The 22,341-nt window shown below is 69.9% G+C and carries 21 protein-coding genes; 14 read left to right on the top strand and 7 right to left on the bottom strand.

The features are described from left to right. The first annotated feature begins 186 nt into the window (after positions 1 to 186). The 5 genes from yedE to ACZ5KV_RS08160 are packed head-to-tail and all read left to right on the top strand — an operon-like array spanning position 187 to position 3,208. Positions 187 to 1,269 carry a YedE family putative selenium transporter gene (gene yedE, locus ACZ5KV_RS08180; protein WP_464238812.1) on the top strand — a complete coding sequence of 361 codons (1,083 nt, stop codon included), beginning with the start codon at positions 187 to 189 and terminating at the stop codon, positions 1,267 to 1,269. Between the two features lie 13 nt (positions 1,270 to 1,282). Further along, positions 1,283 to 1,501: a sulfurtransferase TusA family protein gene (locus tag ACZ5KV_RS08175; RefSeq protein ID WP_464238811.1), complete on the top strand. Its 219-nt coding sequence runs from the start codon at positions 1,283 to 1,285 to the stop codon at positions 1,499 to 1,501. Then, positions 1,501 to 2,094 (top strand): putative Se/S carrier protein, encoded by a 594-nt coding sequence (locus tag ACZ5KV_RS08170; protein ID WP_464241823.1) that lies wholly within the window; start codon positions 1,501 to 1,503, stop codon positions 2,092 to 2,094. The genes ACZ5KV_RS08175 and ACZ5KV_RS08170 overlap by 1 nt, the downstream gene beginning before the upstream one ends. Further along, positions 2,079 to 2,957 carry an NAD(P)H-hydrate dehydratase gene (locus ACZ5KV_RS08165; protein ID WP_464238810.1) on the top strand — a complete coding sequence of 293 codons (879 nt, stop codon included), beginning with the start codon at positions 2,079 to 2,081 and terminating at the stop codon, positions 2,955 to 2,957. Before ACZ5KV_RS08170 ends, ACZ5KV_RS08165 begins: the two co-directional genes overlap by 16 nt. Then, positions 2,954 to 3,208 carry a hypothetical protein gene (locus tag ACZ5KV_RS08160; protein WP_464238809.1) on the top strand — a complete coding sequence of 85 codons (255 nt, stop codon included), beginning with the start codon at positions 2,954 to 2,956 and terminating at the stop codon, positions 3,206 to 3,208. The genes ACZ5KV_RS08165 and ACZ5KV_RS08160 overlap by 4 nt, the downstream gene beginning before the upstream one ends. Positions 3,209 to 3,232: 24 nt before the next feature. Here the strand turns inward: ACZ5KV_RS08160 and ACZ5KV_RS08155 are convergent, their stop codons facing one another. Continuing rightward, entirely contained in the window at positions 3,233 to 4,309 is a 1,077-nt protein-coding gene (locus ACZ5KV_RS08155) for a TOBE domain-containing protein (RefSeq protein WP_464238808.1), read from the bottom strand. Positions 4,310 to 4,475: 166 nt separating this feature from the next. Here ACZ5KV_RS08155 and modA point away from each other — a divergent pair, with 166 nt between their 5' ends. From modA to ACZ5KV_RS08140, 3 genes are read left to right on the top strand one after another with little or no spacing between them, the layout of a single operon-like run. After that, entirely contained in the window at positions 4,476 to 5,201 is a 726-nt protein-coding gene (gene modA / locus ACZ5KV_RS08150) for a molybdate ABC transporter substrate-binding protein (protein ID WP_464238807.1), read from the top strand. Then, a complete protein-coding gene (gene modB, locus ACZ5KV_RS08145; protein ID WP_464238806.1) occupies positions 5,202 to 5,852 on the top strand; it encodes a molybdate ABC transporter permease subunit in 651 nt (216 codons plus the stop codon). It abuts the gene before it with no gap. Between the two features lie 2 nt (positions 5,853 to 5,854). Next, a complete protein-coding gene (locus ACZ5KV_RS08140) occupies positions 5,855 to 6,565 on the top strand; it encodes an ATP-binding cassette domain-containing protein (protein ID WP_464238805.1) in 711 nt (236 codons plus the stop codon). A gap of 171 nt (positions 6,566 to 6,736) precedes the next feature. Here the strand turns inward: ACZ5KV_RS08140 and thiC are convergent, their stop codons facing one another. From thiC to rdgC, 4 genes are all read right to left on the bottom strand, one after another. Further along, positions 6,737 to 8,011, bottom strand: a complete 1,275-nt coding sequence (gene thiC, locus ACZ5KV_RS08135) for a phosphomethylpyrimidine synthase ThiC (RefSeq protein WP_464238804.1) — start codon at positions 8,009 to 8,011, stop codon at positions 6,737 to 6,739. Positions 8,012 to 8,021: 10 nt separating this feature from the next. Continuing rightward, on the bottom strand, positions 8,022 to 8,828 hold the full coding sequence (gene lgt / locus ACZ5KV_RS08130; RefSeq protein WP_464238803.1) for a prolipoprotein diacylglyceryl transferase: 807 nt from the start codon (positions 8,826 to 8,828) through the stop codon (positions 8,022 to 8,024). A gap of 65 nt (positions 8,829 to 8,893) precedes the next feature. Then, complete coding sequence (locus ACZ5KV_RS08125; protein WP_464238802.1) at positions 8,894 to 9,424, bottom strand: hypothetical protein; 531 nt, start codon at positions 9,422 to 9,424, stop codon at positions 8,894 to 8,896. Between the two features lie 16 nt (positions 9,425 to 9,440). Then, positions 9,441 to 10,058: a recombination-associated protein RdgC gene (gene rdgC / locus ACZ5KV_RS08120; RefSeq protein ID WP_464238801.1), complete on the bottom strand. Its 618-nt coding sequence runs from the start codon at positions 10,056 to 10,058 to the stop codon at positions 9,441 to 9,443. A 231-nt stretch (positions 10,059 to 10,289) separates the two neighbouring features. On the opposite strand from rdgC, the gene ACZ5KV_RS08115 reads away from it, so the two are divergent. From ACZ5KV_RS08115 to ACZ5KV_RS08100, 4 genes are all read left to right on the top strand, one after another. Beyond that, positions 10,290 to 10,883: a VOC family protein gene (locus tag ACZ5KV_RS08115; protein WP_464238800.1), complete on the top strand. Its 594-nt coding sequence runs from the start codon at positions 10,290 to 10,292 to the stop codon at positions 10,881 to 10,883. A gap of 184 nt (positions 10,884 to 11,067) precedes the next feature. After that, positions 11,068 to 12,030: a DNA cytosine methyltransferase gene (locus tag ACZ5KV_RS08110; protein ID WP_464238799.1), complete on the top strand. Its 963-nt coding sequence runs from the start codon at positions 11,068 to 11,070 to the stop codon at positions 12,028 to 12,030. Next, positions 12,027 to 12,890, top strand: coding sequence for an NgoMIV family type II restriction endonuclease (locus tag ACZ5KV_RS08105; RefSeq protein ID WP_464238798.1), 864 nt, complete (start codon positions 12,027 to 12,029; stop codon positions 12,888 to 12,890). The genes ACZ5KV_RS08110 and ACZ5KV_RS08105 overlap by 4 nt, the downstream gene beginning before the upstream one ends. A gap of 167 nt (positions 12,891 to 13,057) precedes the next feature. Next, positions 13,058 to 16,111: a DEAD/DEAH box helicase gene (locus ACZ5KV_RS08100; protein WP_464241822.1), complete on the top strand. Its 3,054-nt coding sequence runs from the start codon at positions 13,058 to 13,060 to the stop codon at positions 16,109 to 16,111. 100 nt (positions 16,112 to 16,211) lie between these two features. Here ACZ5KV_RS08100 and ACZ5KV_RS08095 read toward each other — a convergent pair whose 3' ends face one another. Together ACZ5KV_RS08095 and ilvD are read right to left on the bottom strand one after the other, a co-directional pair. After that, complete coding sequence (locus ACZ5KV_RS08095) at positions 16,212 to 16,946, bottom strand: class I SAM-dependent methyltransferase (protein WP_464238797.1); 735 nt, start codon at positions 16,944 to 16,946, stop codon at positions 16,212 to 16,214. A gap of 256 nt (positions 16,947 to 17,202) precedes the next feature. Then, complete coding sequence (ilvD, locus tag ACZ5KV_RS08090; RefSeq protein ID WP_464238796.1) at positions 17,203 to 18,864, bottom strand: dihydroxy-acid dehydratase; 1,662 nt, start codon at positions 18,862 to 18,864, stop codon at positions 17,203 to 17,205. 326 nt (positions 18,865 to 19,190) lie between these two features. Between ilvD and hisS the strand changes: the two genes are divergently transcribed. Then, entirely contained in the window at positions 19,191 to 20,444 is a 1,254-nt protein-coding gene (hisS, locus tag ACZ5KV_RS08085; protein ID WP_464238795.1) for a histidine--tRNA ligase, read from the top strand. A 63-nt stretch (positions 20,445 to 20,507) separates the two neighbouring features. Next, positions 20,508 to 22,328, top strand: a complete 1,821-nt coding sequence (gene aspS, locus ACZ5KV_RS08080; protein ID WP_464238794.1) for an aspartate--tRNA ligase — start codon at positions 20,508 to 20,510, stop codon at positions 22,326 to 22,328. The last annotated feature ends 13 nt before the right edge of the window (positions 22,329 to 22,341 follow it).

Below are 22,341 nucleotides of genomic sequence, written 5' to 3'. Positions count from 1 at the left end.
TCGCCCCGCCGCCCCGTGGCCGGTTGCCCGCTCCACCCGCCTCATATCGGTAATATCTATTAGGGATATATGCGGGGGCCGGAACTATCGATTTGCGACCCTGGCGCCGCTGTTCTACAGAATGTCCGATGGACAAGGGCCCGGCCCCGGGAGGCCGGTGTGGGTATCGTCAACAAGGAGGGGGGAATGAAAAACTTCTTTGCGTCCAGAGCGGGCATCATTGCCGTGGGGCTGGCCATCGGCATCCTGGCCCCGCTGCTGCAATTCTGGGGCAACCCGGGGAACATGGGCGTGTGCGTGGCCTGCTTCGAGCGCGACATGGCCGGGGCCCTGGGCCTGCACCGCGCCGCCGTGGTCCAGTACATGCGCCCCGAGATCATCGGTTTCGTGCTCGGCTCCCTGGGCGCGGCGCTGCTGTTTCGCGACTTCCGGCCCCGGGGCGGCTCCTCGCCCATCGTGCGTTTCGTGCTCGGCGCTTTCGCCATGATCGGGGCCCTGGTCTTTCTGGGCTGCCCGTGGCGGGCCATCCTGCGCCTGGCGGGCGGCGACCTGAGCGCCGTTTTCGGGCTTGCGGGCCTGATCTGCGGCATCTGGGTCGGCACGCTGTTTTTCCGCGGCGGCTACTCTCTGGGCCGCAGCCAGCAGGCCCGGCCCGCCGCCGGGTTGGTCATGCCCCTGCTCATGGCCGGGGCCCTGGCGCTCATGCTGCTGTTCCCCCAGGTGCCCGAGGAGCCCCAGAGCGGAGTGCTGTTCTACAGCGTCAAGGGCCCGGGGGCCATGCACGCGCCCCTGGCGATCTCCCTGGTGGTGGGCCTGTTCGTGGGGTTCGTGGCCCAGCGCAGCCGGTTTTGCACCATGGGCGCCTTCCGCGACGTGATCCTGTTCCGCCAGGGGCACCTGCTGTCCGGCGTGCTGGCGCTGTTCGTGGCCGCCGCGGTGGTCAACGCCCTGCTGGGCCAGGTGACCATCGGCTTCGAGGGCCAGCCCGTGGCCCACACCCAGCAGGTCTGGAACTTCGCGGGCATGTTGCTGGCCGGGCTGTGCTTCGCCCTGGCGGGCGGCTGCCCCGGGCGCCAGCTCTTCCTGTCCGGCGAGGGCGACGGCGACGCCGCCGTGTTCGTGCTGGGCATGATCGTCGGCGCGGCCTTCGCCCACAACTTCGGGCTGGCCAGCTCCCCGGCGGGCGTGGGCCCGCACGGCGTGGCCGCCGTGGTCGTCGGGCTGGCGGTGTGCGTGTACTTCGGGCTGACCTTGCGGGCCAAGGCGTAGGAGGATCGAGATCATGAGCGATATCGTGGACGCGCGCGGGCTGTCCTGCCCGCAGCCGGTTTTGGACACCCTGGCGGCCATGGCCGCCAAGGGCTCGGGGCGCCTGGAAGTGCTGGTGGACACCGAGGCTTCCAAGGAAAACGTGGCCCGGGCCGCTCAAGCCAAGGGGTGGAGCGTGGACTCCATTACCGAGGAGGCCGGGGAGTACCGCCTGGCCATCGCCAAGGGATGATTCGCGGGCTGCTGCGCCGCCTGGGCGCCGCGGGGGCGGGCCCGGCGCCCGCCCCCGGCGCCCCGCCCGGCCCCCAGGCTCCGCCCCCCGAAGGCGCCGACCGGGGCCTTGCGGTCTTCGAGAACACCAGCGAGGTCATCCGCGCCGAGCGGGCCCTCAAGGACGCGGGCGTCCTGGTGGCGGTCATGGGCCCGCCGCCGGGCATCCGCCGGGGCTGCGATCTGGTGGTCACCTTCCCGCTGGTGGAGGAGTTGCGCGTGCGGCGCCTGTTGGCCGACGCCGGGCTGGCTCCCCTGGACGTGCTGCCTGTGAGCGGCCCGCTGCTGGCCCCGGTGGACATCTTCCAGGTCAAGGATTTCGGTACGCATCTCATGGTCCGCGCCGCGAACATGAAGCTGACGGTGGACAAGGCCACGGGCGTGCTGGTCAACGTGTCCGGCGGCGGCTGCCCGGACGTGCCCTACCTCGCGGCGCTGCTTGTCGGCCGCCGCCTGGGCGAGGGCCCTGCCCCGCGCGAGATCGGCCACACCCTGTGCGGCTACGCCCTGGGGCTGGCCTACGAGGAGTTGCAGCGGCGATGCTTGCCGTCGTAGGCACCCTGCCCGACCCGGCGGCGCCCGTGTTCGAGGGCCCGGCGCGGTGGGCGGGCGGCGCCCTGGCCGTGGCCGGGCGGCCCGTGCCCACGGACCGGGGCACCCCGGCCCTTTTGGCCGCGGCCTGCGCGGCCTGCGCCGTGCTCGGCCTGCCGGAACCCCACGCCTTCCTGGCCGGGGACGAAGGCCTGGGCCACGGCAGCCGCGCGCTCTACGCCCATCTGGTGGACGTGCTGCCCGGGCGGACCTACTCCACCCTGGCCTTCCACTACCTCATGCCCGACACCATGTGGCACGACAAGGTGCTCTTCGCCGTGCAGGCCATGGCCCGCCGCCCCCGGCTGGTGGCCGACGCGGGCTTCATGTACGCCGCCAAGATGAGCGGGCAGGCCCCGGCCTACGACCTGTTCACCCCCGACGCCGGGGAACTGGCCTTTCTGGCCGACGAGGCCGCGCCGCACCCCTTCTACACCCGGGGCTTCCTGCTGCACGAGGAGGGCGCCGCCCCGGAGCATGCCCGCCGGGCCTATGCCGGGGGCAACGCGGCGACCTGTCTGCTGATCAAGGGTGCGGTCGATCTGGTGGCCGATGCCGGAGGGGTGCTGTTCCGCGTGGACGGGCCGAGCGAGGAGGCCATGGAGGCCATGGGCGGCACCGGGGACACCGTGACCGGGCTGGCCGCCGCCCTGGTGGAGAGCGGGCGGCCCGTGCCCGAGGCGGCGCGGCTGGCCGCGCGGGCCAATCGGCTGGCCGGGCGGATGGCTCGGCCCAATCCCGGCTCGGCCATCGCCGAGCTTGTGCCGCACATCGCGCCCGCCCTGGAGGCCGCCCTGGCCGAGGCGCCCGGGGAGGCCGGGCCGTGAGCGCCCCGCGCTTCGCCCCGGGCATGACCCTGCTGGACGCCGTATGCGCCAGCCGGGCCGCCGAGGCCGTGCTGCGCGCCCGGGGCGAGGCCGTGGGCGTGTGCCTGCTGTGCCGGGAACTGTTTGAGACGCTGGAGGCCGTGGCCGCGCGTCACGGCTTCGACCTCGCGGACCTGCTGGCCGAATTGGAAGCCGCCGCCGGTGCGGCCGATACCGCCCCGCCTTCCGGCTCCGGCCCGGCTGGGACCTGAGCCGCCCGCCTCTGCCCCGCCCTGCTAGAGGGCGCCCAGCACCACGGCCATGGCCTTGAAGCGGAACTGGACGAGATCGCCCGGGGCCAGGGGCGCGTCCTCCAGGGCGCCCGCGCTGATCAGCGCGCACAGCCGCGCGCCGTCGGCGGCCTCGCCGGTGATTTCGGCCACCACGGCGGTGGCGCGCACGCCGGTGACCACGGCGCCCACGGTGTTGCGCGCGCAGCCCCGGGCCCCGTCGGCCTGGACGACCTCCACCAGCGGCGCCTTGACCGTGGCCATGACCGGCACCCCGGGCTCCAGGCCCAGGTTGCGCACGCTTTCCACGGTGATCACCGAATACAGCGGCATGCCGGAATAGCTGCGCAGGGCGATTTCGGCCAGCACGCCGTCACGCGTCACGCTCTCCACGCGGCAGGGGAAGCTGTTGCGCGCACTGGTGCGCAGGGGCTGGTCGTCGGGGGCCAGGCGGCGCACGATGTGCCGCGCGTCTTCGCTGGAATAAGCCTGATACACGGCGGACAGGTCCGCCGAGGACTGGCCGAGGGTGTCGCGGACCACGGCCAGGGGCACTCCGCTACGCAGCAGCTCCACCGCGCGCGAGGCGCGCAGCACGCGCGGGGAGCACAGCTCGCGGGGCAGCCCGCAGGCCTCGGCCCGGGCGTAGAGCACCCGGCGCACGTAGCCGTGGTCCTGGTCGAAAATCCGTCCGGTCAGCCCGGTGGCCATGGGGCCGTCCAGAAAGGCGGCCAGCTCGCGGCACAGCAGGTGCGGCAGGGGCACCTTGCGCCGGGCCGCGCCCGTGCCCAGGGTGGCGCTGGCGTCGTCCAGGTCCAGTTCGCCCGCGTCGTCCAGGCGGGTGGCCTCGCCCAGGCGCGCCCCGGTGTAACGCAGCAGCAGGAAGAGCAGGCGCATGCGTTCGCGGGCCTGCCGGGCCTGGGCCCCGCGCGCGGCCTCCACCCAGGCCCGGAAGGACGCCTCCAGGCGCGCGAGTTGGGCTTCGTCCAGGTGGCGGACTCCGGCAGGCACGGTGAAGATGCTGTTGAGGTCCAGGCGTCCCGGAGCGGAACCTGTTGTATTGGCAGTATTTTTTTCCGTCATTCGCGGCTCCTGGCGTGACTGGGTGCGGGCGTTGCGGTCACGCATTTCCCTGCGAGCGTGACCGCGTTGCCGTGGTTCGGTCCCCGAACGTATAGGTACCATGTCAGCGTTCCTCCGGACCATGGTGGAAATCCGCAACAACCGCAACCATCGGAGTGTCTTTGCCATGAAACGTATCGCCCCGCTTCTCGTCGTCATGCTGCTGCTCGCGGCCCCCGCCATGGCGGCGGACCTGCTGCTGGCCCAGGCGGCCAACTTCACCCCGGCCATGCAGGAGATCATTCCGCTCTTCGAAAAGGCCACCGGCCTCAAGGCCGAAGCCACCTATACCTCCACCGGCAAGCTCTACGGCCAGATCGTCAACGGCGCGCCCTTCGACATGCTGCTGGCCGCCGACGAGAAAACCCCGGCCAAGCTCCAGGCCGAGGGCCGCGCCGAGGCGCCTTTCGTTTACGCCACGGGCCGCGTGGTGCTGTGGACCCTCAAGAAGGAACTGTGCGCCATGCCCTGGCCCGAGGCCGTGAAGGCCTCCGCCAAGGTCGCCATCGCCAACGTGGAGACCGCGCCCTACGGCACCTCGTCCATGAAGGCCATGCAGGCCGTGGGTATCTGGGACGCGGTGCAGCCCGCCCTGGTCTTCGGCCAGAACATCAGCCAGCCCTTCCAGTTCGCCTCCACGGGCGCTGCGGACGTGGGCTTCTGCGCCCTGTCGTCCACCTTCACCCCCGAGGGGGGGAAGGGCTGCTTCCTCGAGGTGCCCGAGGCGCCCAAGGTCGTCCAGGCCGCCTGCATCCTCAAGAGCGCCCCGAACCCCGAGGCCGCCCGCAAGTTCGTCGAGTTCCTGAACACGCCGGAAGTGGCGGCCATCAAGGCGAAGTACGGTTACGAATAGATGCTTGAGCCGCTCGTTCTCTCGGCCAAGCTGGCCCTGATCACGACGTTGCTCATTCCGTTGGCGGCGGCGCCGTTGGCCTATGTCCTGGCCTTCCGACGCTTCCCCGGCAAGAGCCTGCTGGACGCCCTGGTGTCCCTGCCCATGGTGCTGCCGCCAACGGTTCTGGGCTTCGCCCTGCTGCTGGTCATGAGCCCGCAAAGCCCCCTGGGCGCCGCCTGGGAGTCGCTCACCGGGCACCGCCTGGTGTTCAGTTTCACGGGTATCCTCCTGGCCTCGCTGGTCTACAACCTGCCCTTCGCCGTCCAGCCCCTGCGCACGGCCTTCGAGAAGCTCGATCCGCGCCTGCTGGAGGCCTGCGCCGTGCTGGGCATGTCGCCCATTGCCGCGTTTTTCCGCGTGGTGCTGCCGTGCAGCCTGCCCGGGCTGGCGGCGGCCTCGGTGCTGGTCTTCGCCCACAGCCTGGGCGAATTCGGCGTCATCCTCATGGTCGGCGGGAGCATTCCCGGCAGCACGCGGGTGGCGGCCATCGCCATCTACGAGGCCGTGGAGGCCCTGCGCTACGACGACGCCTTCAAGCTCTGCCTGGCCCTGGTGCCCATGAGCTTCGTCGCCCTTTTGGCCATCAACCGCATGAACAGGGGGCGCTAGCCATGCCGCTGACCATGAACGTGCGCAAGCGCCTGCCGCACTTCGAGTTGCGCGCCGAGCTGCGCTGCGAGCCCGGCTCGCTGACGGCCCTGGTGGGCCCCTCGGGCGCGGGCAAGACCACCCTCATGCGCATCGCCGCCGGGCTGGAGCAGCCCGACCAGGGCCGCGTGGCCCTGGGGTCCACCGTGTGGGTGGACACGGGCGCCGGGATTTTCGTGCTCCCGCGCCACCGGGGGCTGGGCTTCGTGTTCCAGGATTATCCGCTGTTCCCGCATCTCACGGTGCGCGCCAACGTGGCCATCGCGGCGCGGCGCAAGGGGCGCGTGGACGAACTGCTGGAGATGTTCGGCATCGCCCGGCTGGCGGGCAAGCGCCCCGGGGCCATTTCCGGCGGCGAGCGCCAGCGGGCGGCCTTCTGCCAGGCCCTGGCCCGCGACCCGGTGCTGCTGCTGCTCGACGAGCCCTTCTCGGCTCTGGACGCCGCCACCCGCCGGGCCCTGCGTCAGGAACTCGTGGCCCTCAAGACCGAACTGGCCGTGCCCATCCTGCACGTGACCCACGACCTGGAGGAGGCCCGGGAACTGGGCGATACCATCGTGGCCGTGGAGGAAGGTTGCGTGTCCGCCGACTGGCTGGCGCGCAACTCCCCGGCCCCGGCGCCGGGCGCGGTCCAAAACACCGCAGCTGCCTGCAAGGCTCCGCCGACGCAGTAGCCGGGCGGCCCGGGCCGCGGGTGTCGCCGTTTTCGCTGCGACACCGTGGCGGGCCCCGTCGCCCGGGGGGCGGCCCTGGGGGCGCACCGAAAGCCCAAACAGAAAGACGGCCCGCTCCGGCGGGCCGTCTTTCCGTTTTCGCCGCTGCGCGCGGCCTCCGGCGGGGCCGGGTTATTTCTTCTTGAAGTCGCGCAGCATCTTCACCGCGCAGTACTCGCCGCACATGGCGCATTCCTCGCGGTCGGCGTGGTCCTGGCGGCGGTGGCGGACCATGGGCGGGTCCAGGGCCAGATCGGCCATGGCCTTCCAGTCCAGGTCGGCCCGGGCGCGCGAGATGGCCAGATCGCGGCGCACGGCCAGGGGGCGGCCCAGGGCGTTCTCCGCGCTCTGGGCGGCGATGCGCGAGGCCAGCACGCCCTGGCGCACGTCTTCGCCGTCGGGCAGGGTCAGGTGCTCGGCCGGGGTCAGGTAGCACAGGAAGTCCGCCCCGAAGTAGGCGGCCATGGCCCCGCCGATGGCCCCGGCGATGTGGTCGTAGCCCGGGGAGCTGTCGGTGGTCAGCGGGCCGAGGACGTAGAGCGGCGCGCCGTGGCACAGGCGCTTGATGCCCTGGATCTGGGCCTGCACCTGGTGCATGGGCACGTGCCCGGGGCCCTCGATCATCACCTGCACCCCGCGCTCCCAGGCGCGGCGGGTCAGTTCGGCCAGGACCACGACCTCCTCCCACTGCGCGGGGTCGCCCGCGTCGCAGCCCGCGCCCGGGCGCATGCCGTCGCCCAGGGACAGGGTCACGTTGTGGCGCACGGCAATGTCCAGCAGCTTGTCGTAGTGCGTGAGCAGCGGGTTTTCCTGGTTGTTGGTCTTCATCCAGCGCACGGTGATGGACCCGCCGCGCGACACCACGCCCAGCACGCGCCCGGCTTCCTCGACCAGGGCCGCGGCCCGGCGGGTCACGCCGCAATGCACGGTCATGAAGTCCACACCCTGCTCGGCCTGACGCTCGATTTCCTCCAGCAGCTCCTGGGCGCTGAAGTTCGCGGGGTCTTCCTTGGCGCGGATGTACTTCTGCACGCAGCCGTAGAGCGGCACCGTGCCCAGGGGCAGGGGGCTTGCGGCCAGCATTTCGGCGCGGATGGCGTCCAGGTCGCCGCCGGTGGACAGGTCCATGACCGTGTGCGCGCCGCTGGCCTCGGCGATCCTGAGTTTCAGGATTTCCTTGTCCGGGGCTTCCACGAAGGGCGAGGTGCCGATGTTGGCGTTGACCTTCACCGTGGCCGGCTGGCCGACCAGGGTCGGCAGGACTCCGGCGTGCCTCGGGTTGGCCAGCAGGACCATGGTGCCGTCGGCAATGGCCTTGCGGATGAGGTCGGGTTCCAGGGCCTCGCGCTGGGCCAGCGCGGGCAGATGCTCGTCCAGAAGCCGGGAGAGAGTGGGATTGTTTGGCATGGCCTCGAAATTATGTTGCGGGTTGGCGCGGGCCTCGGGAATAGGCCCGCCAGAGCAGGAAGACCCCGTAGAGCGCCAGGGGCAGGGACAGGAGCTGGCCCATGGTCAGCCCGCCCGTCAGGAAGCCCAGATGGGCGTCCGGCTCGCGGAAGAATTCCACCACGAAACGAAACGTCCCGTATCCGGCGGCAAAGAGCCCCGACACGGCCCCTTCGGGGCGCTTGCGCGCGGAGAACCACCAGCACAGGGCGAAAAGCACGACGCCCTCGAGGGCGAATTCATAAAGCTGGGACGGGTGGCGCGGATAGGGCCCGGCCTCCCAGCCCGGGAAGATCATGGCCCAGGGCGCGTCGCTCACGCGGCCCCACAGCTCGCCGTTGATGAAATTGCCGATGCGCCCGGCCCCCAGGCCCAGGGGCACCAGCGGGGCGATGAAGTCCGATACGGCGAAGAAGGACTTGCCCGCGCGCCGGGCAAAGAGCCAGAAGCAGACGAGCACCCCCAGCAGCCCGCCGTGGAAGGACATGCCGCCCTCCCACAGGCGCACGATGCGCACGGGGTCGGCCAGATAGCCCATGGGCTCGTAGAACAGCACGTAGCCCAGCCGCCCGCCGAGGATGACCCCGAGCATGAGCAGGGCCACGAGGTCGTCCACCTGGGTGGCGGCCCAGCCCGACCCGGGGCGCGAGGCGCGCCAGCGCCCGAGCCCCCAGCCGCCCAGAAAGCCGATCATGTACATGAGCCCGTACCAGCGCACGGCCAGCGGGCCGACGGATACGGCTACAGGATCGAAATGGGGGAAGGTCAGGGCGAGCATGGTGTTTCCGGTACTTCGGGGGTCTGGGCGGCACTCCGGGCGAAACGGCGGGCGGCGCGCCGGGGCTAGGCGTCCTGGGCCATCCAGCGGCCCACGTCCGCCGCTTCCTCTTTCCAGCCCGAGGAGAAACGCAGGGCCAGAAACTCCGCGAACACCGCGTCCAGGAAGGCCAGTCCGCGCTCCAGGAGGTACATCTTTTCCAGAAAGGCCGAGTCGGGGTCTTCACCCTCCTCGCGCTTGGTTTCCACCTTGGGGGTTTTGAAGGACGACAGGCTCATGTCCTCGGCCTTGAGGGTCGCGGACCATTGTTCGGCGTCGGCCTCGATGCGCACCAGCGCCTTGGAGACCTTCTTGCCCATGGCCAGCCCGGTCTTGGCCTCGCGCAGTTCGCTCAGGAGCCCGCTGACCGAGGTCGTCTCCTTGGCGTCGCCCTCTCCGCCGGTGACGGACACGCGCTGCTCCATGAACAGGGCGAAGGGTTCGTTCGCGTCGGTCTTGAAGCGCCCGGCCTGGGATTCGCTCTTGTACCACAGCCAGGTCAGGAACTCCTGGCCCAGCACGATGTCCGTGGCTTCTCCGAGATATGCGTGATCCATGAGGGGGGTCTCCGGCTTAGACGAAAACGGTGGGTTCGAGGTCGTCCAGGACGCTTGCGCGCTCCTCGCCCATGCGGGCCAGGGCCTGGTAGTACGGGGTCATGGGCTCCAGGTGCAGGTCGAAGGTCATGGTGAACATGTCTTCGAACAGCGCGCGCAGCTTGCTCTGGATGGAGGCCAGATAGACCACGCCGCTGGTCACGTTCCAGACCACGTCGAACTGGGCGGGGATGGGCAGGGTCCGGGCCATGAGCCGCAGCTTGGTCTGCTCCTTGAGTTCGTTCTTGCGGTCGCGCGAGACGTAGGCCTTGCCCTTGGTCTGCTCCATGCGCTCCATCTCGTCCGCCAGGGCCAGGGCCAGATGCTTCTTGAATACCGCCGGAGGGATGCGCCGGGTGTCCAGGCGCAGGCCCATGGTGATGAACTCGCCCTTCTGGGGCGGGGCGCTACGCCAGTCGGCGTCGAGCATGTCGTCGAAGGCCACCCAGCCGAAAGAGCGTTCGTCGGCGGTGTGGTCGATGTCCTTGAATGCGTTGCGGCGCAGCCTGTCGGCGATTTCGGGCCACAGGGTGTCCGGGATTTCCTCGATGATGCGGTAGCGCGTGAAGCTTGCGCTGGCGGAAAGAAAGCCCACGGTGGATTCTCCTTGGTTCTTCCGGGCGGGGGGGACGGGGCGGCCCGGGGGAGGGTGCGACCCTTGGGGGGTCCGGTTCCTTCCTTACCCTGCGCCGGGCCCGCGGGCAAGCCCCCCGGCGGGGCCTTGGGGCGGACACGGCCGGGGCGCGTTGCCGTGCCCCGCGATTTGCCGTAGCCTGCGGGAAAAACCCGCGCTGGGCCCGGCTCCCTCCGGGTCCAAGGAGGCGCCATGCCCCGCTACAACGGAATCAACCACTTGGCCATGGTCACCGGCGACATGGACGCCACGGTACGCTTCTGGCGCGACCTGCTGGGCATGCGCCTGGTGGCGGGCCTGGGCCGCCCGGGCTATCGCCATTATTTTTTCCAGATCGACGGGCGGGACATGATCGCCTTTTTCGAGTGGCCCGGGGTGGAGCCCCTGGCCATGAAGGACCACGGCTTTCCCGTGCGCGGTCCGGTGGGGTTCGACCACGTGTCCATCGGCGTGGCCGGGGAGGAGGACCTATGGGCGGTGCGCGGGCGTCTGGAGGCGGCGGGCTGCGAGCCCTCGCCGGTCATCGACCATGGGTTCATCCACTCGGTCTATTGCTTCGACCCGAACATGATCCCCATCGAATTCTCCTGGGCCGTGCCGGGGGCGGACCCGCGCGCGCATCCGGCCATGGCCGACCTGGCCCCGGGCGGCCCGGCCCTGGAGGGCCCGGAGCCCCGGCCCGGGCACTGGCCCCCGCCCGTGCCCCAGCCCGCAGCCGAGCGCGAGGTCTACCCCGGCGAGGGCCGCGAAGTGCTCGACCCCGCCCGCGACGCCTGGAAGCGCTGAAGGCCGATCTCTTGAGAGATGTGAAGACTTGGCGTCGGTAGGGGCAATGCTTGAAGTGGGGTTATCAGTGCAGGGCACGGTGGGAGAGGGGATGAGGTCCGGCAGGTCTTCGTTTCGTTGACCCGTGCCAGCTTTTCCGGCAGTCTTTTGCTTTCGATGGAAACCCTAGCATCTGGAAGGTATAATGCCGCGATTGACGTCCGTTGAGATTTGTTCGGGAGCTGGGGGCCAAGCACTGGGCCTTGAACAAGCGGGATTTGCTCATGCGGCTCTCGTGGAAATTGACTCCGCAGCCTGTGACACTCTGAAGCAGAATCGCCCAAACTGGAACGTGGTTCCAGATGGTGACGTGTGCCATTTTGATGGTCGCCCATTTAAGGGAGTCGATCTTTTGGCTGGCGGAGTACCTTGCCCTCCGTTCTCGCGGGCAGGCAGACAACTTGGTGCCGACGACGAACGTGACATGTTCCCTCAGGCAATCCGTCTTGTGGACGAGTGCCGCCCAAAGGCCGTAATGTTCGAGAACGTCCGGGGTCTCTTGGACGCCGTATTCGAAGACTACCGCACCAAGGTGGAGAAGCAGCTCAAGAAGCTGGGCTACAAGCCCGGCTGGAAGCTCTTAAACGCATCAGACCACGGGGTGTCGCAACTCCGCCCCCGCGTTGTCTTCGTGGCCCTCCGCAGGGAGTTGGCCGATCACTTCGAGTGGCCGAATCCGCTCCAGGCCGTGCCGCCGACTGTGGGGGAGTTACTCTACGACCTCATGCAAGCGAACGGCTGGCTTGGTGCTGACCGCTGGCGGGAGCAAGCCAACGGCATCGCCCCCACTCTCGTGGGAGGCTCCAAAAAACATGGAGGCGCCGACCTGGGCCCAACCCGGGCCAAGCGAGCCTGGGCTTCGCTGGGAGTCGATGGGCATGGTGTCTGGGACGAGGCTCCACCCCGTGACTTCGTGGGGGCGCCGCGTCTGACAACGCGCATGGCGGCCCGCATTCAGGGGTTTCCCGATGAGTGGATTTTCGTTGGACGCAAGACCCCGGTCTACCGCCAGATAGGCAACGCTTTCCCCCCCCCGGTTGCAGCCGCCGTTGGCAGGCAAATAATCGCGGCGCTAACGGCGCGGCGCATCTTTAAGGTGGCATCATGAGTCTTTCAGCTCACTTTGCAGAGGCTAGGCAGGCATTCCACACGGCTCTGCTGGCAAGTATTCTTACCATTGATGGGAGGGGTATTGTCAGCAACGCTGATGGCAGTAGCAAGCCAAGCAGGAATATTGCCAATGGTATTGCGGAACAGCTTGCTACGGCGACAAAAGGAGAACGTTGCGCAGGGCAGACCTCGGGGAACAAGTTCGAGGGCATCTGCGCCGAGTTCGTGAAGGCCACATTCCTGACCCTGGGACATTTACGCCCAGGCAACTGGGACGTTCGTCAGGTCACAGGCCGGAACAGGCTCGAAATTGCCGCGTATGAGCAGTACGCACATCTCGTTGCCCTCGACGAGGCAGCCAAAAGTAGCCCTGAGCTTGCTGCCGCACTTGGCAGTGACTATACCATCACCCCGGACATTGTCGTTACGCGCCAGCTTGAGGAAGATGCCGCCATCAACACGCCGTCGGTGCTTATAGACGACAAGGTGACCACACTCGCCAGTCTGCGCAAAAGCAACGGAGGCAAGCCGCTTCTCCATGCCAGCATCTCCTGTAAGTGGACAATCAGGAGTGATCGGGCACAGAACGCGAGATCCGAGGCGTTGAATCTTGTTCGCAACCGTAAAGGGCGTTTACCCCATGTTGTCGTGGTCACCGCAGAGCCGACCCCCAGCCGCCTCGCGTCCATTGCCCTCGGCACAGGCGATATTGATTGTGTCTACCATTTCGCCTTGTACGAATTGCAAAAAACTGTTGAAGCGCTCGGGATGGAGGATGCCGCCGAGATGTTGGCCATTATGGTCAACGGCAAACGCTTGAAGGACATCTCGGATTTGCCCCTGGACCTCGCTGTGTAGCTCCTTCCTCCGCTGTACCCCTTCTCCGTTCTGTCGAGGATTGCCCGCTCCCGGAGCCCCCTGCCCCGGGTGCGTCCGCGCCCTTCCCTTTCCGCCGCCCGCGCCGTATCCTCGGGGGCGTGACGGACATCATGGACATGACAGGCCTGACCGGCGTGACGGACCCGATGGACCCGGCAGCCTCGACGGGCCTGCCGGGCAGGGCGGACATCCGCGAATACATCGCGGCCCTCAAGGCGTCGCAGCGCCTGGGGCATCTGGTGGCGCACCACGAGGTGCTGCCCCCGGGCCCGGCCCGCGAGGCCGCCTGTCGCAGGCCCTGGCCGGTGACGGTGGAACGCCTGCTGGCCGGGCGGGGCATCCCCGCGCTCTATGAGCACCAGGCCCGGGCCATGGACCTGCTGCGCGCCGGGCGCAACGTGGTGGTCGCCACGCCCACGGCCAGCGGCAAGACCCTGATCTACACCCTGCCCGTGCTGGAACAGCAGCTCATGAACCCCGACAGCCGGGCGCTGTACCTCTTCCCCCTGAAGGCCCTGGCCCAGGACCAGTTGCGCTCCTTCGAGGCAATGGTCGCCCCCTGGCCCGAGGACACCCGGCCCCGGGCGGCCATCTACGACGGCGACACCTCGGACTGGTTCCGGCGCAAGATCCGCGACACTCCGCCCGGGGTGCTGCTGACCAACCCCGAGATGCTGCATCTGGCACTGCTGGCCCACCACGAGAAGTGGGCGGCCTTCTTCGCCGGGCTGACCCACGTTGTGGTGGACGAGGTGCATACCTACCGGGGGGTCATGGGCTCGCACATGGCCCAGGTCTTCCGGCGGCTTTCACGCGTGTGCCGTCGTTACGGCTCGGCCCCGAGCTTCGCCTTCCTCTCGGCCACGGTGGGCAACCCCGGCGAATTGGCCCGCCAGCTTTCTGGCCGGGAGGTCACCGAGGTCACCGAAAGCGGCGCACCCCGGGGCGGGCGGCATTTCCTGTTCCTGAACCCGGCCCTGACCATGGCCGACAGCCCGGCCCAGGTGGCCATCCTGCTGCTCAAGGCGGCCCTGGCGCGCGGGCTGCGGACCATCGTCTACACCCAGTCGCGGCGCATGACCGAACTCATCGCCCTGTGGGCCGCCGAGCGCTCGGGGCAATACCGCGGGCGCATCAGTGCCTACCGCGCGGGCTTTCTGCCCGAGGAGCGCCGCGACATCGAGGCGCGCATGGCCTCGGGGGAGCTGCTGGCCGTCATCTCCACCAGCGCCCTGGAGCTGGGCATCGACATCGGCAGCCTGGACCTGTGCATCCTGGTCGGCTACCCGGGCACGGTGATGCAGACCCTGCAACGCGGGGGCCGCGTGGGCCGGGCGCAGCAGGAGTCCGCCGTGGCGCTCATCGCCGGGGAGGACCAGTTGGACCAGTATTTCATGCGCAACCCGCGCGACTTCTTCGCCCGACCCCCCGAGCGCGCCGTGCTCAACCCGGCCAACCCGCGCATCGTGGAGCGCCATCTGGTCTGCGCGGCGGCGGAGATGCCCCTGGTTCCGGGCGAGCCCTGGCTGGCCGAGCCCGGGGTGGCGCCCGTGCTGGACGCCATGCTGGCCGACGGGCGGCTCCTGGCCAGCTCCGACGGCGCGGAAATCCACTCCCCGCGCCGCCGCCCGCACCATAACGTGGACCTGCGCGGCGCCGGAGGCCAGTTGCGCATCATCGCCGTCGGCGGCGCCGGGGGCGAGCGCAGCGTGGGCCAGGTGGACGAGCACCGGGCCTGCAAGGAGACGCACCCCGGCGCGGTCTACCTGCACCTGGGGCAGACTTACGTGGTCCAGGAGCTGGACCTGCCCGGGCGTACCGTGACCGTTGCCCCCGCGCGGGTGGACCACCACACCCGCGTGCGCGTGGACAAATCCACGCGCATCCTGTCCGTGGACGGGGTGCGCACGGCGTGGGGCATGCGCGTGTTCCGGGGCCGCCTGCGCGTCACCGAGCGCATCACGGGCTACGAGCGGCGCAGGAACAAGGGCGGCGCCCTGCTGACCGTCGTGCCCCTGGACCTGCCGCCCATGAGCTTCGAGACCGAGGGCCTGTGGCTGGAAATCCCGCGCGAGGCCCAGCACCGCGCCGAGGACGGTTTCATGCACTTCATGGGCGGCATCCACGCCATGGAACACGCGGCCATCGGCATCCTGCCGCTGCTGGTCATGACCGACCGCAACGACCTGGGCGGCATTTCCACGCCCTTCCACCCCCAGGTGGGCGGGGCGGCGGTGTTCGTGTACGACGGGCTGCCCGGCGGGGTGGGGCTTTCCTGGCAGGCCTTCGAGCAGGCCGGGGAACTGCTGGAACGGACCCTGGACGTGGTGGCCTCGTGCCCCTGCGAAACGGGCTGCCCTTCGTGCGTGCATTCGCCCAAATGCGGCTCGGGCAACCGGCCCATCGACAAGGGCGCGGCGCGCTTCCTGCTGGAGGCCATCCGCGACACACCGGCTCCGGCGCTGGACGTGGACGCGGCCCTGGCCGAGGCCCGGGCGGCCCTGGACCCCGAGGCGCCCGCGCCCCCGTTCACGTTCGAGGCCGCGGACGGCCCCCGGGAGCCCGCTTTCACTCCGCAAGCCGCACAACAAACGGCGCCGCAGCCCCGGCGCCAGGAGGAGCCCATGACCGACCGGCAGACCTCTCCCCCGCCCGCCCCCGAAGGCGCGGGCCACTTCGGCGTGTTCGACCTGGAAACCCGGCGCTCCGCCGCCGAGGTCGGCGGCTGGCACCGCGCCGGGCGCATGGGCGTGTCCTGCGCCTGCCTGTACGACTCGCGCACGGGCCAGACCCGGGCCTACGTGCAGGAGGAGTTGGGCGAGCTGGTGGCCGCCCTGGCCGCCCTGCCCCTGGTGGTGGGCTTCAACGTCAAGCGCTTCGACTACGCCGTGCTGCGCGGGCAGGTGGATTTCGACCCGGCGGCCCTGAACACCTGCGACATGCTGGAGCACGTCTACAACCGCCTGGGCTACCGTTTGTCCCTGGACCATCTGGCCCAGGCCACCCTGGGCGCGCGGAAGTCCGCCGACGGGCTCCAGGCCCTGGAGTGGTGGAAGCAGGGCCGCCTGGACGACATCGTGGCCTACTGCACCCAGGACGTGGCCGTGACCCGCGATCTGTTCCTGTTCGGCCGCGAGCACGGGCACGTGCTGTTCACCAACAAGGCCAAACAGACCGTGCGCCTGCCCGTGAGCTGGTAGCGGGCGGGCCCGGCGCGGCGCCGACGGGAAACCCGGGCCGCCCGTGCAGGCGCACCCTGCCGCGCGCTTTGGGTTTTCCGGCAGGCAGGCGCCGGAGGGCTCAGACCGGGTTCTTGCTCAGCAGGTACAGGGGCGTCAGGGGTTTTTCGGCGGTGAAGTCGGCGCGCATGGCGCCGTAGGCGCCCACGCCCAGGGGATAGACCGGGCGGTTGATTACGTTCCAGGGCGCTCCGGGCTTCCAGGTCCACACCGGGCCGGGCAGCACCGAGCCGCACTGCCACTGCTTGGGCCCCAGGGTGCCCAGTACCAGACGGCGCATCTCCAGGCAGGAGAACCAGCGGGCTTCGATGGTCGCCCCCGGGCCGCGCCAGGGCCAGGCGAGGCCGTGGCTGTAGTGGTAGAACGAAAAGCGGTTCAGGAAGGAGACCAGCACCCCGTAGCGCGCCACGCGCCGGGCCTCGCGCAGGGCCAGCACCGGGTCTTCGCAGAATTCCAGCACCGTGAGCAGGGTCACGTAGTCGAACTCGTCGTCGGTGAAGGGCAGGTGCTCGGCGCGGCCGACGTGGTAGGCGCCGTGGGGCCCCAGCCTGCGCCGGGCGGCCCCGAGCATGTCCGGCGAACTGTCCAGTCCGGTCACGTCGAAGCCCGACTCCCAGAACAGCTTCATGAACACGCCCGGGCCGCAGCCCACGTCCAGCAGGGTGTGCCCGCGCCGGGGCCAGGCGGAAACCAGGCGCTCCAGCAGCGCGCGCTCCCGGCCCAGGGCGAAGGCGCCCGTGGGCGTCTCGAACCACGCCTCGTAGCGGTCCACCGCTTCGCCGTCCCAGCGCGCCATGCGTTTGTCCTTGTCCGTTGGTGGCGGGGTGCTTTCGGGGCGCCCCTGGGGCCTTGCCCGTCGCCGTTGTGCCCCCGGACGCGACGGCCCGGGGGGCGATTGCGGCCAGTATGGGCCGGAAACGCGCGCGAGGTCAACCGGGGCGGGGCGGAGCGGGGCGGCGCGGGCCCTTTGCGGGAAAGCGGGTCGCATCCGGCCCGCGAGGCGGGCGGCGCCCCGGGCGGCCTGCAGATGGGCCGCCCGGGGGCGGGGGAGGCTATTCGTCCTTGTAGCGCGCGCCCTGGGCCGCGCTTTGCACCAGGCGGCTGTAGCGCCGCAGCAGCGGCGAGGCGATTTCGCGCGCCGGGGGCACGTGGGCCTTGCGGCGGGCTTCCAGTTCGGCGGGCTCCACCAGCAGGTTCAGGGTCCGGCCCGGGATGTCGATCTCGATCAGGTCGCCCTCGCGGACCAGGGCCATGGGCCCGCCGTCGGCGGCCTCGGGCGAGACGTGGCCGATGGCCGCGCCGCGCGTGCCGCCCGAGAAGCGGCCGTCGGTGATGAGCGCCACGGATTCGCCGAGGCCCATGCCCGCGATGTTGGCCGTGGGCGAGAGCATTTCGCGCATGCCCGGGCCGCCGCGCGGGCCCTCGTAGCGGATGATGATCACGTCGCCGGGGTGGATGGCCCCGCCGAGGATGGCCTCGCTGGCCAGGGCCTCGGAGTCGAAGACCCGGGCCGGGCCCGTGCGGCGCATCATCTCGGGGGCCACGGCCGACTGCTTGACCACCGCGCCGTCGGGCGCCAGGGAGCCGTGCAGCACGGCGATGCCCCCGCGCGGGGAATAGGGCTTGTCGATGGGCCGGATGACCTCGGGGTCGCGCACCACGGCGGACAGGTCGCGCAGGTTTTCGCCCAGGCTCTGGCCGGTGACGGTCATGGCGTCCAGGTGCAGCAGGTCGCGCTTGGCCAGCTCGCTCATCACGGCGGGGATGCCCCCGGCGCGGTGGAGCTGGTCGATATGGTGCGGGCCCGCCGGGGAGAGCTTGCACAGGTTGGGCGTGCGCGAGCTGACCTCGTCGAAGATGTCCAGGGTCAGGGCCAGCCCGGCCTCGCCGAAGATGGCCGGGAGGTGCAGCACGGTGTTGGTCGAGCAGCCCAGGGCCATGTCCAGCGTCACGGCGTTGGCCACGCTCTTTTCGGTCACGATGTCGCGCGGGCGCAGGCCTTTTTCCAGCAGGTCCATGACGCGCATCCCGGCGGTCTTGGCCAGGCGCACGCGCTCGGCGGTGACGGCGGGGATGGTGCCGTTGCCGGGCAGGGCCAGACCGATGGTCTCGGCCAGGCAGTTCATGGAGTTGGCCGTGAACATGCCCGAGCAGGAGCCGCAACCCGGGCAGGCGCACTGCTCCAGGGCGTCCAGTTCGTCGGCGCTGATTTCCCCGCGCTTGGCGCGGCCCACGCTCTCGAACACGGTGATCAGGTCCGAATTGCCGCTGCCGGCCAGCATGGGCCCGCCGGAGACGACCACGGCGGGGATGTTCAGCCGCAGGGCGGCCATGAGCATGGCCGGGACGACCTTGTCGCAGTTGGGGATGAGCACCAGCGCGTCGAAAGGATGGGCGCTGGCCATGATCTCGATGGAGTCGGCGATGATTTCGCGCGAGGGCAGGGAGAAGTGCATGCCCTCGTGGTTCATGGCCAGCCCGTCGCATACGCCGATGACCGGGAACTCCAGGGGCGTGCCGCCCGCCATGCGCACGCCCTCTTTCACGGCCTTGGCGATGGTGTCCAGGTGGATGTGCCCGGGCACGATTTCGTTGGCCGAGTTGCACACGCCGACGATGGGTCGGCGCATTTCCTCACGGGTCAGGCCCAGGGCGTAGAGCAGCGAACGGTGGGGGGCTTTTTCCAGCCCGTGGGTCATTTGCTTGCTTCGCATGATTCGCTTCCTTGTTGAACAATCGATTATGGTGGCCCAGCCTAGAAGCCTTTGCCGGGCAGGGCAAGCCTTTTCGGCGCCGCGAGCCGGGCATGGCCGCGGCGCTGCCTGTTGTCATAGCCTCCCGGGCGCGCCTTGTCAGCACTGGGGTGCCCGGTTTCGCGGGCGGACGGGCCGGGCTTCGGCGCGGCCCGCCGCGAGGCGCGCGCGCTTTGACTTTTGGGCGGGTATGGTCTAACTCCTAGCGGCTTGGCCCTGGGTTTCCAGGTTTTTTTGCACCGCATAGCCCGGCGGCGCCCGCAATGCGCCCCGGCACGAGCCCCGAAATGAGCAAAATCCAGAAAATCAAAGGCGTGGCGGACATGTATCCGCCCGAGAGCACGACCTTCGCCCACCTGGAAGAAACCGCGCGCAAGGTCTTTTCGCGCTACGGCTACCAGGAGGTCCGTCTGCCGCTCATGGAGCCGACCCAGCTTTTCTCGCGCTCCATCGGCGAGGAGACCGACGTGGTCCAGAAGGAGATGTATACCTTCCCCGACCGCAAGGGCCGCTCCCTGACCCTGCGCCCCGAGGCCACGGCGGGCATGATGCGCGCCTACATCGAGAACGGGCTCTATTCCCCGGGCTCGGTGCACAAGATGTTCACCTTCGGGCCCATGTTCCGCTACGAACGGCCCCAGAAGGGCCGCATGCGCCAGTTCCACCAGCTCGACGTGGAGATGGTCGGGGCCACCGAGCCCCAGGCCGACGCCGAACTGGTGCTCATGCTCTCGACCTACCTGCGCACCCTGGGCATGCGCCAGCTCACCTTCGAGATCAACTCCCTGGGCTGCCGCACCTGCCGCCCCCGGCACCGCGCGGCGCTGGACGCCTTCTTCGCCGCCCTGCCCGGGTTCGACGAACTGTGCGACGACTGCAAGCGCCGTGCGGCCAGCAACCCGCTGCGCGTGCTCGACTGCAAGGTGCCCCGCTGCCGGGAGCTGACCGCGAACGCCCCCGTCATCGAAGAGCATCTCTGCGCGGACTGCGCCGGGGCTTACGCCGAGGTCCAGGCCATCCTGGCCGCGGCCGGGGTGGAGTACGTCAAGAACCCCCGGCTGGTGCGCGGGCTCGACTACTATGTGGGCCTGACCTTCGAGGTCACCTCCACGGACATCGGCGCCCAGACCGCCGTGGCCGGTGGCGGGCGCTACGACGGGCTCGTGGCCCAGCTCGGCGGGCCCGACGTGGCCGCCACGGGTTTTGCCATCGGCATGGAGCGCCTGGCGCTGCTGGTGCCGCCCGTGGGCCAGCCCGCCCCGGACTTTTTCATCGCCGTGCTCGACCCGGCGGCCCCCAGCCCGGCCCTGGCCCTGGCCCAGGAGCTGCGCGAGGCCGGGCTCATCGGCGAGACGGGCTTCGCCTCGGGCAGCATGAAGAGCCGCATGCGCGCGGCGGACCGCTCCGGGGCGCGCTGGTGCCTGCTGCTGGGCGGGCAGGAGCTGGCCGACGGCGGCGTGACCCTGCGCGACATGCACAGCGGCGAGCAGCGCACCCTGCCCCGGGCCGAGGCCGTGGCCCTGCTCGCGGGCCGCGGGTAGCCGGACATTTTTCGCCCGCCGCCCGCACCCCGGGCGGGGGGACGCACACCGAGAGGACGCATCATGGAAGAGACTTACGACGTTCAGCGCGAACACCAGAAATACATCACGCCCCTGGACGGCTGGCAGCGCACGCACACGTGCAGCGAGCTGACCGCCGCCGACGTGGGCGCCGGCGTCTGCCTCATGGGCTGGGCCCAGTACCGCCGCGACCACGGCGGGCTGATCTTCATCGACCTGCGCGACCGCCAGGGCCTGACCCAGGTGGTCTTCTCGCCCGAGCACAGCCCCGCCGCCCACGCCGACGCGCACATCCTGCGCACGGAATACGTGCTGGCCGTGCGCGGGCAGGTGCGCCCCCGGCCCGAGGGCATGACCAACCCGGGCCTCGCCACCGGGCAGATCGAGGTGGTGGTCGATGAGTGGAAGCTGCTGAACACCTCGCGCACCACGCCCTTCGCCATCGAGGACCGCGTGGACGCCGCCGAGACCCTGCGCCTGCAATACCGCTACCTCGACCTGCGCCGCCCCAAGCTGGCGCGCAACTTCCAGCTCCGCCACCGCGCGGTGCAGAGCGTGCGCCGCTATCTGGACGAGCAGGGCTTCCTGGAAATCGAGACGCCCATCCTGACCAAGAGCACCCCCGAGGGCGCGCGGGACTTCCTGGTGCCCAGCCGTCTGGCCGAGGGCAAGTTCTACGCCCTGCCCCAGTCGCCGCAGATTTTCAAGCAGTTGCTCATGGTCGCGGGCATGGAGCGCTACTATCAGGTGGTGCGCTGCTTCCGCGACGAGGACCTGCGCGCCGACCGCCAGCCCGAGTTCACCCAGATCGACTGCGAAATGAGCTTCGTGGACCAGGAGCAGGTCATGGCCATGGCCGAGGGCATGATTCGCCGCCTGTTCGCCGAAACGCTGGATGTGACCCTGCCCGAGCCCTTCCCGCGCATGACCTGGCACGAGGCCATGCGCGACTATGGCCTGGACAAGCCCGACACGCGCTTCGACCTGAAGCTCAAGGACGTGACCGACGTGGTGCGCGGCGGCGGGTTCAAGCTGTTCGCCTCGGCCGAACTGGTCAAGGGCCTGCGCGTGCCGGGCGGGGTGGACCTCTCGCGCAAGGAGATCGACGACCTCACCGAGTTCGTCAAAATCTACGGCGCCCAGGGGCTGGCCTGGATCAAGCTCAAGCCCGGCGGCGAGTGGCAGTCGCCCATCGCCAAGTTCCTTTCCGACGCCGAGCGCCAGGGCATCGCCGGGCGCCTCGAGGCCCGGGAGGGCGACATCCTCTTCTTCCAGGCCGGGCCCGCCGTGATGGTCAACACCGCCCTGGGCCAGTTGCGCAACGAGCTGGGCCGCCGCCTGGGGCTCATCGATGCCGCCGTTTTCAACCCCCTGTGGGTGACGGACTTCCCCCTGCTGGAATGGAGCCCCGAGGACAAGCGCTGGATGGCCCTGCACCATCCCTTCACCGCCCCGGCCCCCGGCCATGCGGAACTGCTGACCTCGGACCCCGGCGCCGTGCTGTCCCGGGCTTACGACATGGTGCTGAACGGCTCTGAAATCGGCGGCGGCTCCATCCGCATCCACGATCAGGCCACCCAGCAGGCCATGTTCGCCGCCCTGGGCATGGACGAGGAAACCGCCCGCTCCCGGTTCGGCTTCCTGCTCCAGGCTCTGGAGTTCGGCGCCCCGCCCCACGGCGGCATTGCCTTCGGGCTGGACCGACTTATCATGATCCTGTCGGGGTCCGCGTCCATCCGCGACGTGATCGCCTTCCCCAAGACCCAGAAGGCCACCTGCCTCATGACCGACGCCCCCGACACGGTGGACAACAAGCAACTGCGCGAGCTGCACATCCGCGTGCGCGAGACGGCCAAGGACTAGCACCGGCCGCCCC

It is taken from the genome of Desulfocurvus thunnarius, from assembly GCF_055390965.1.
This window is presented reverse-complemented; position numbering and strand designations above follow the sequence as displayed.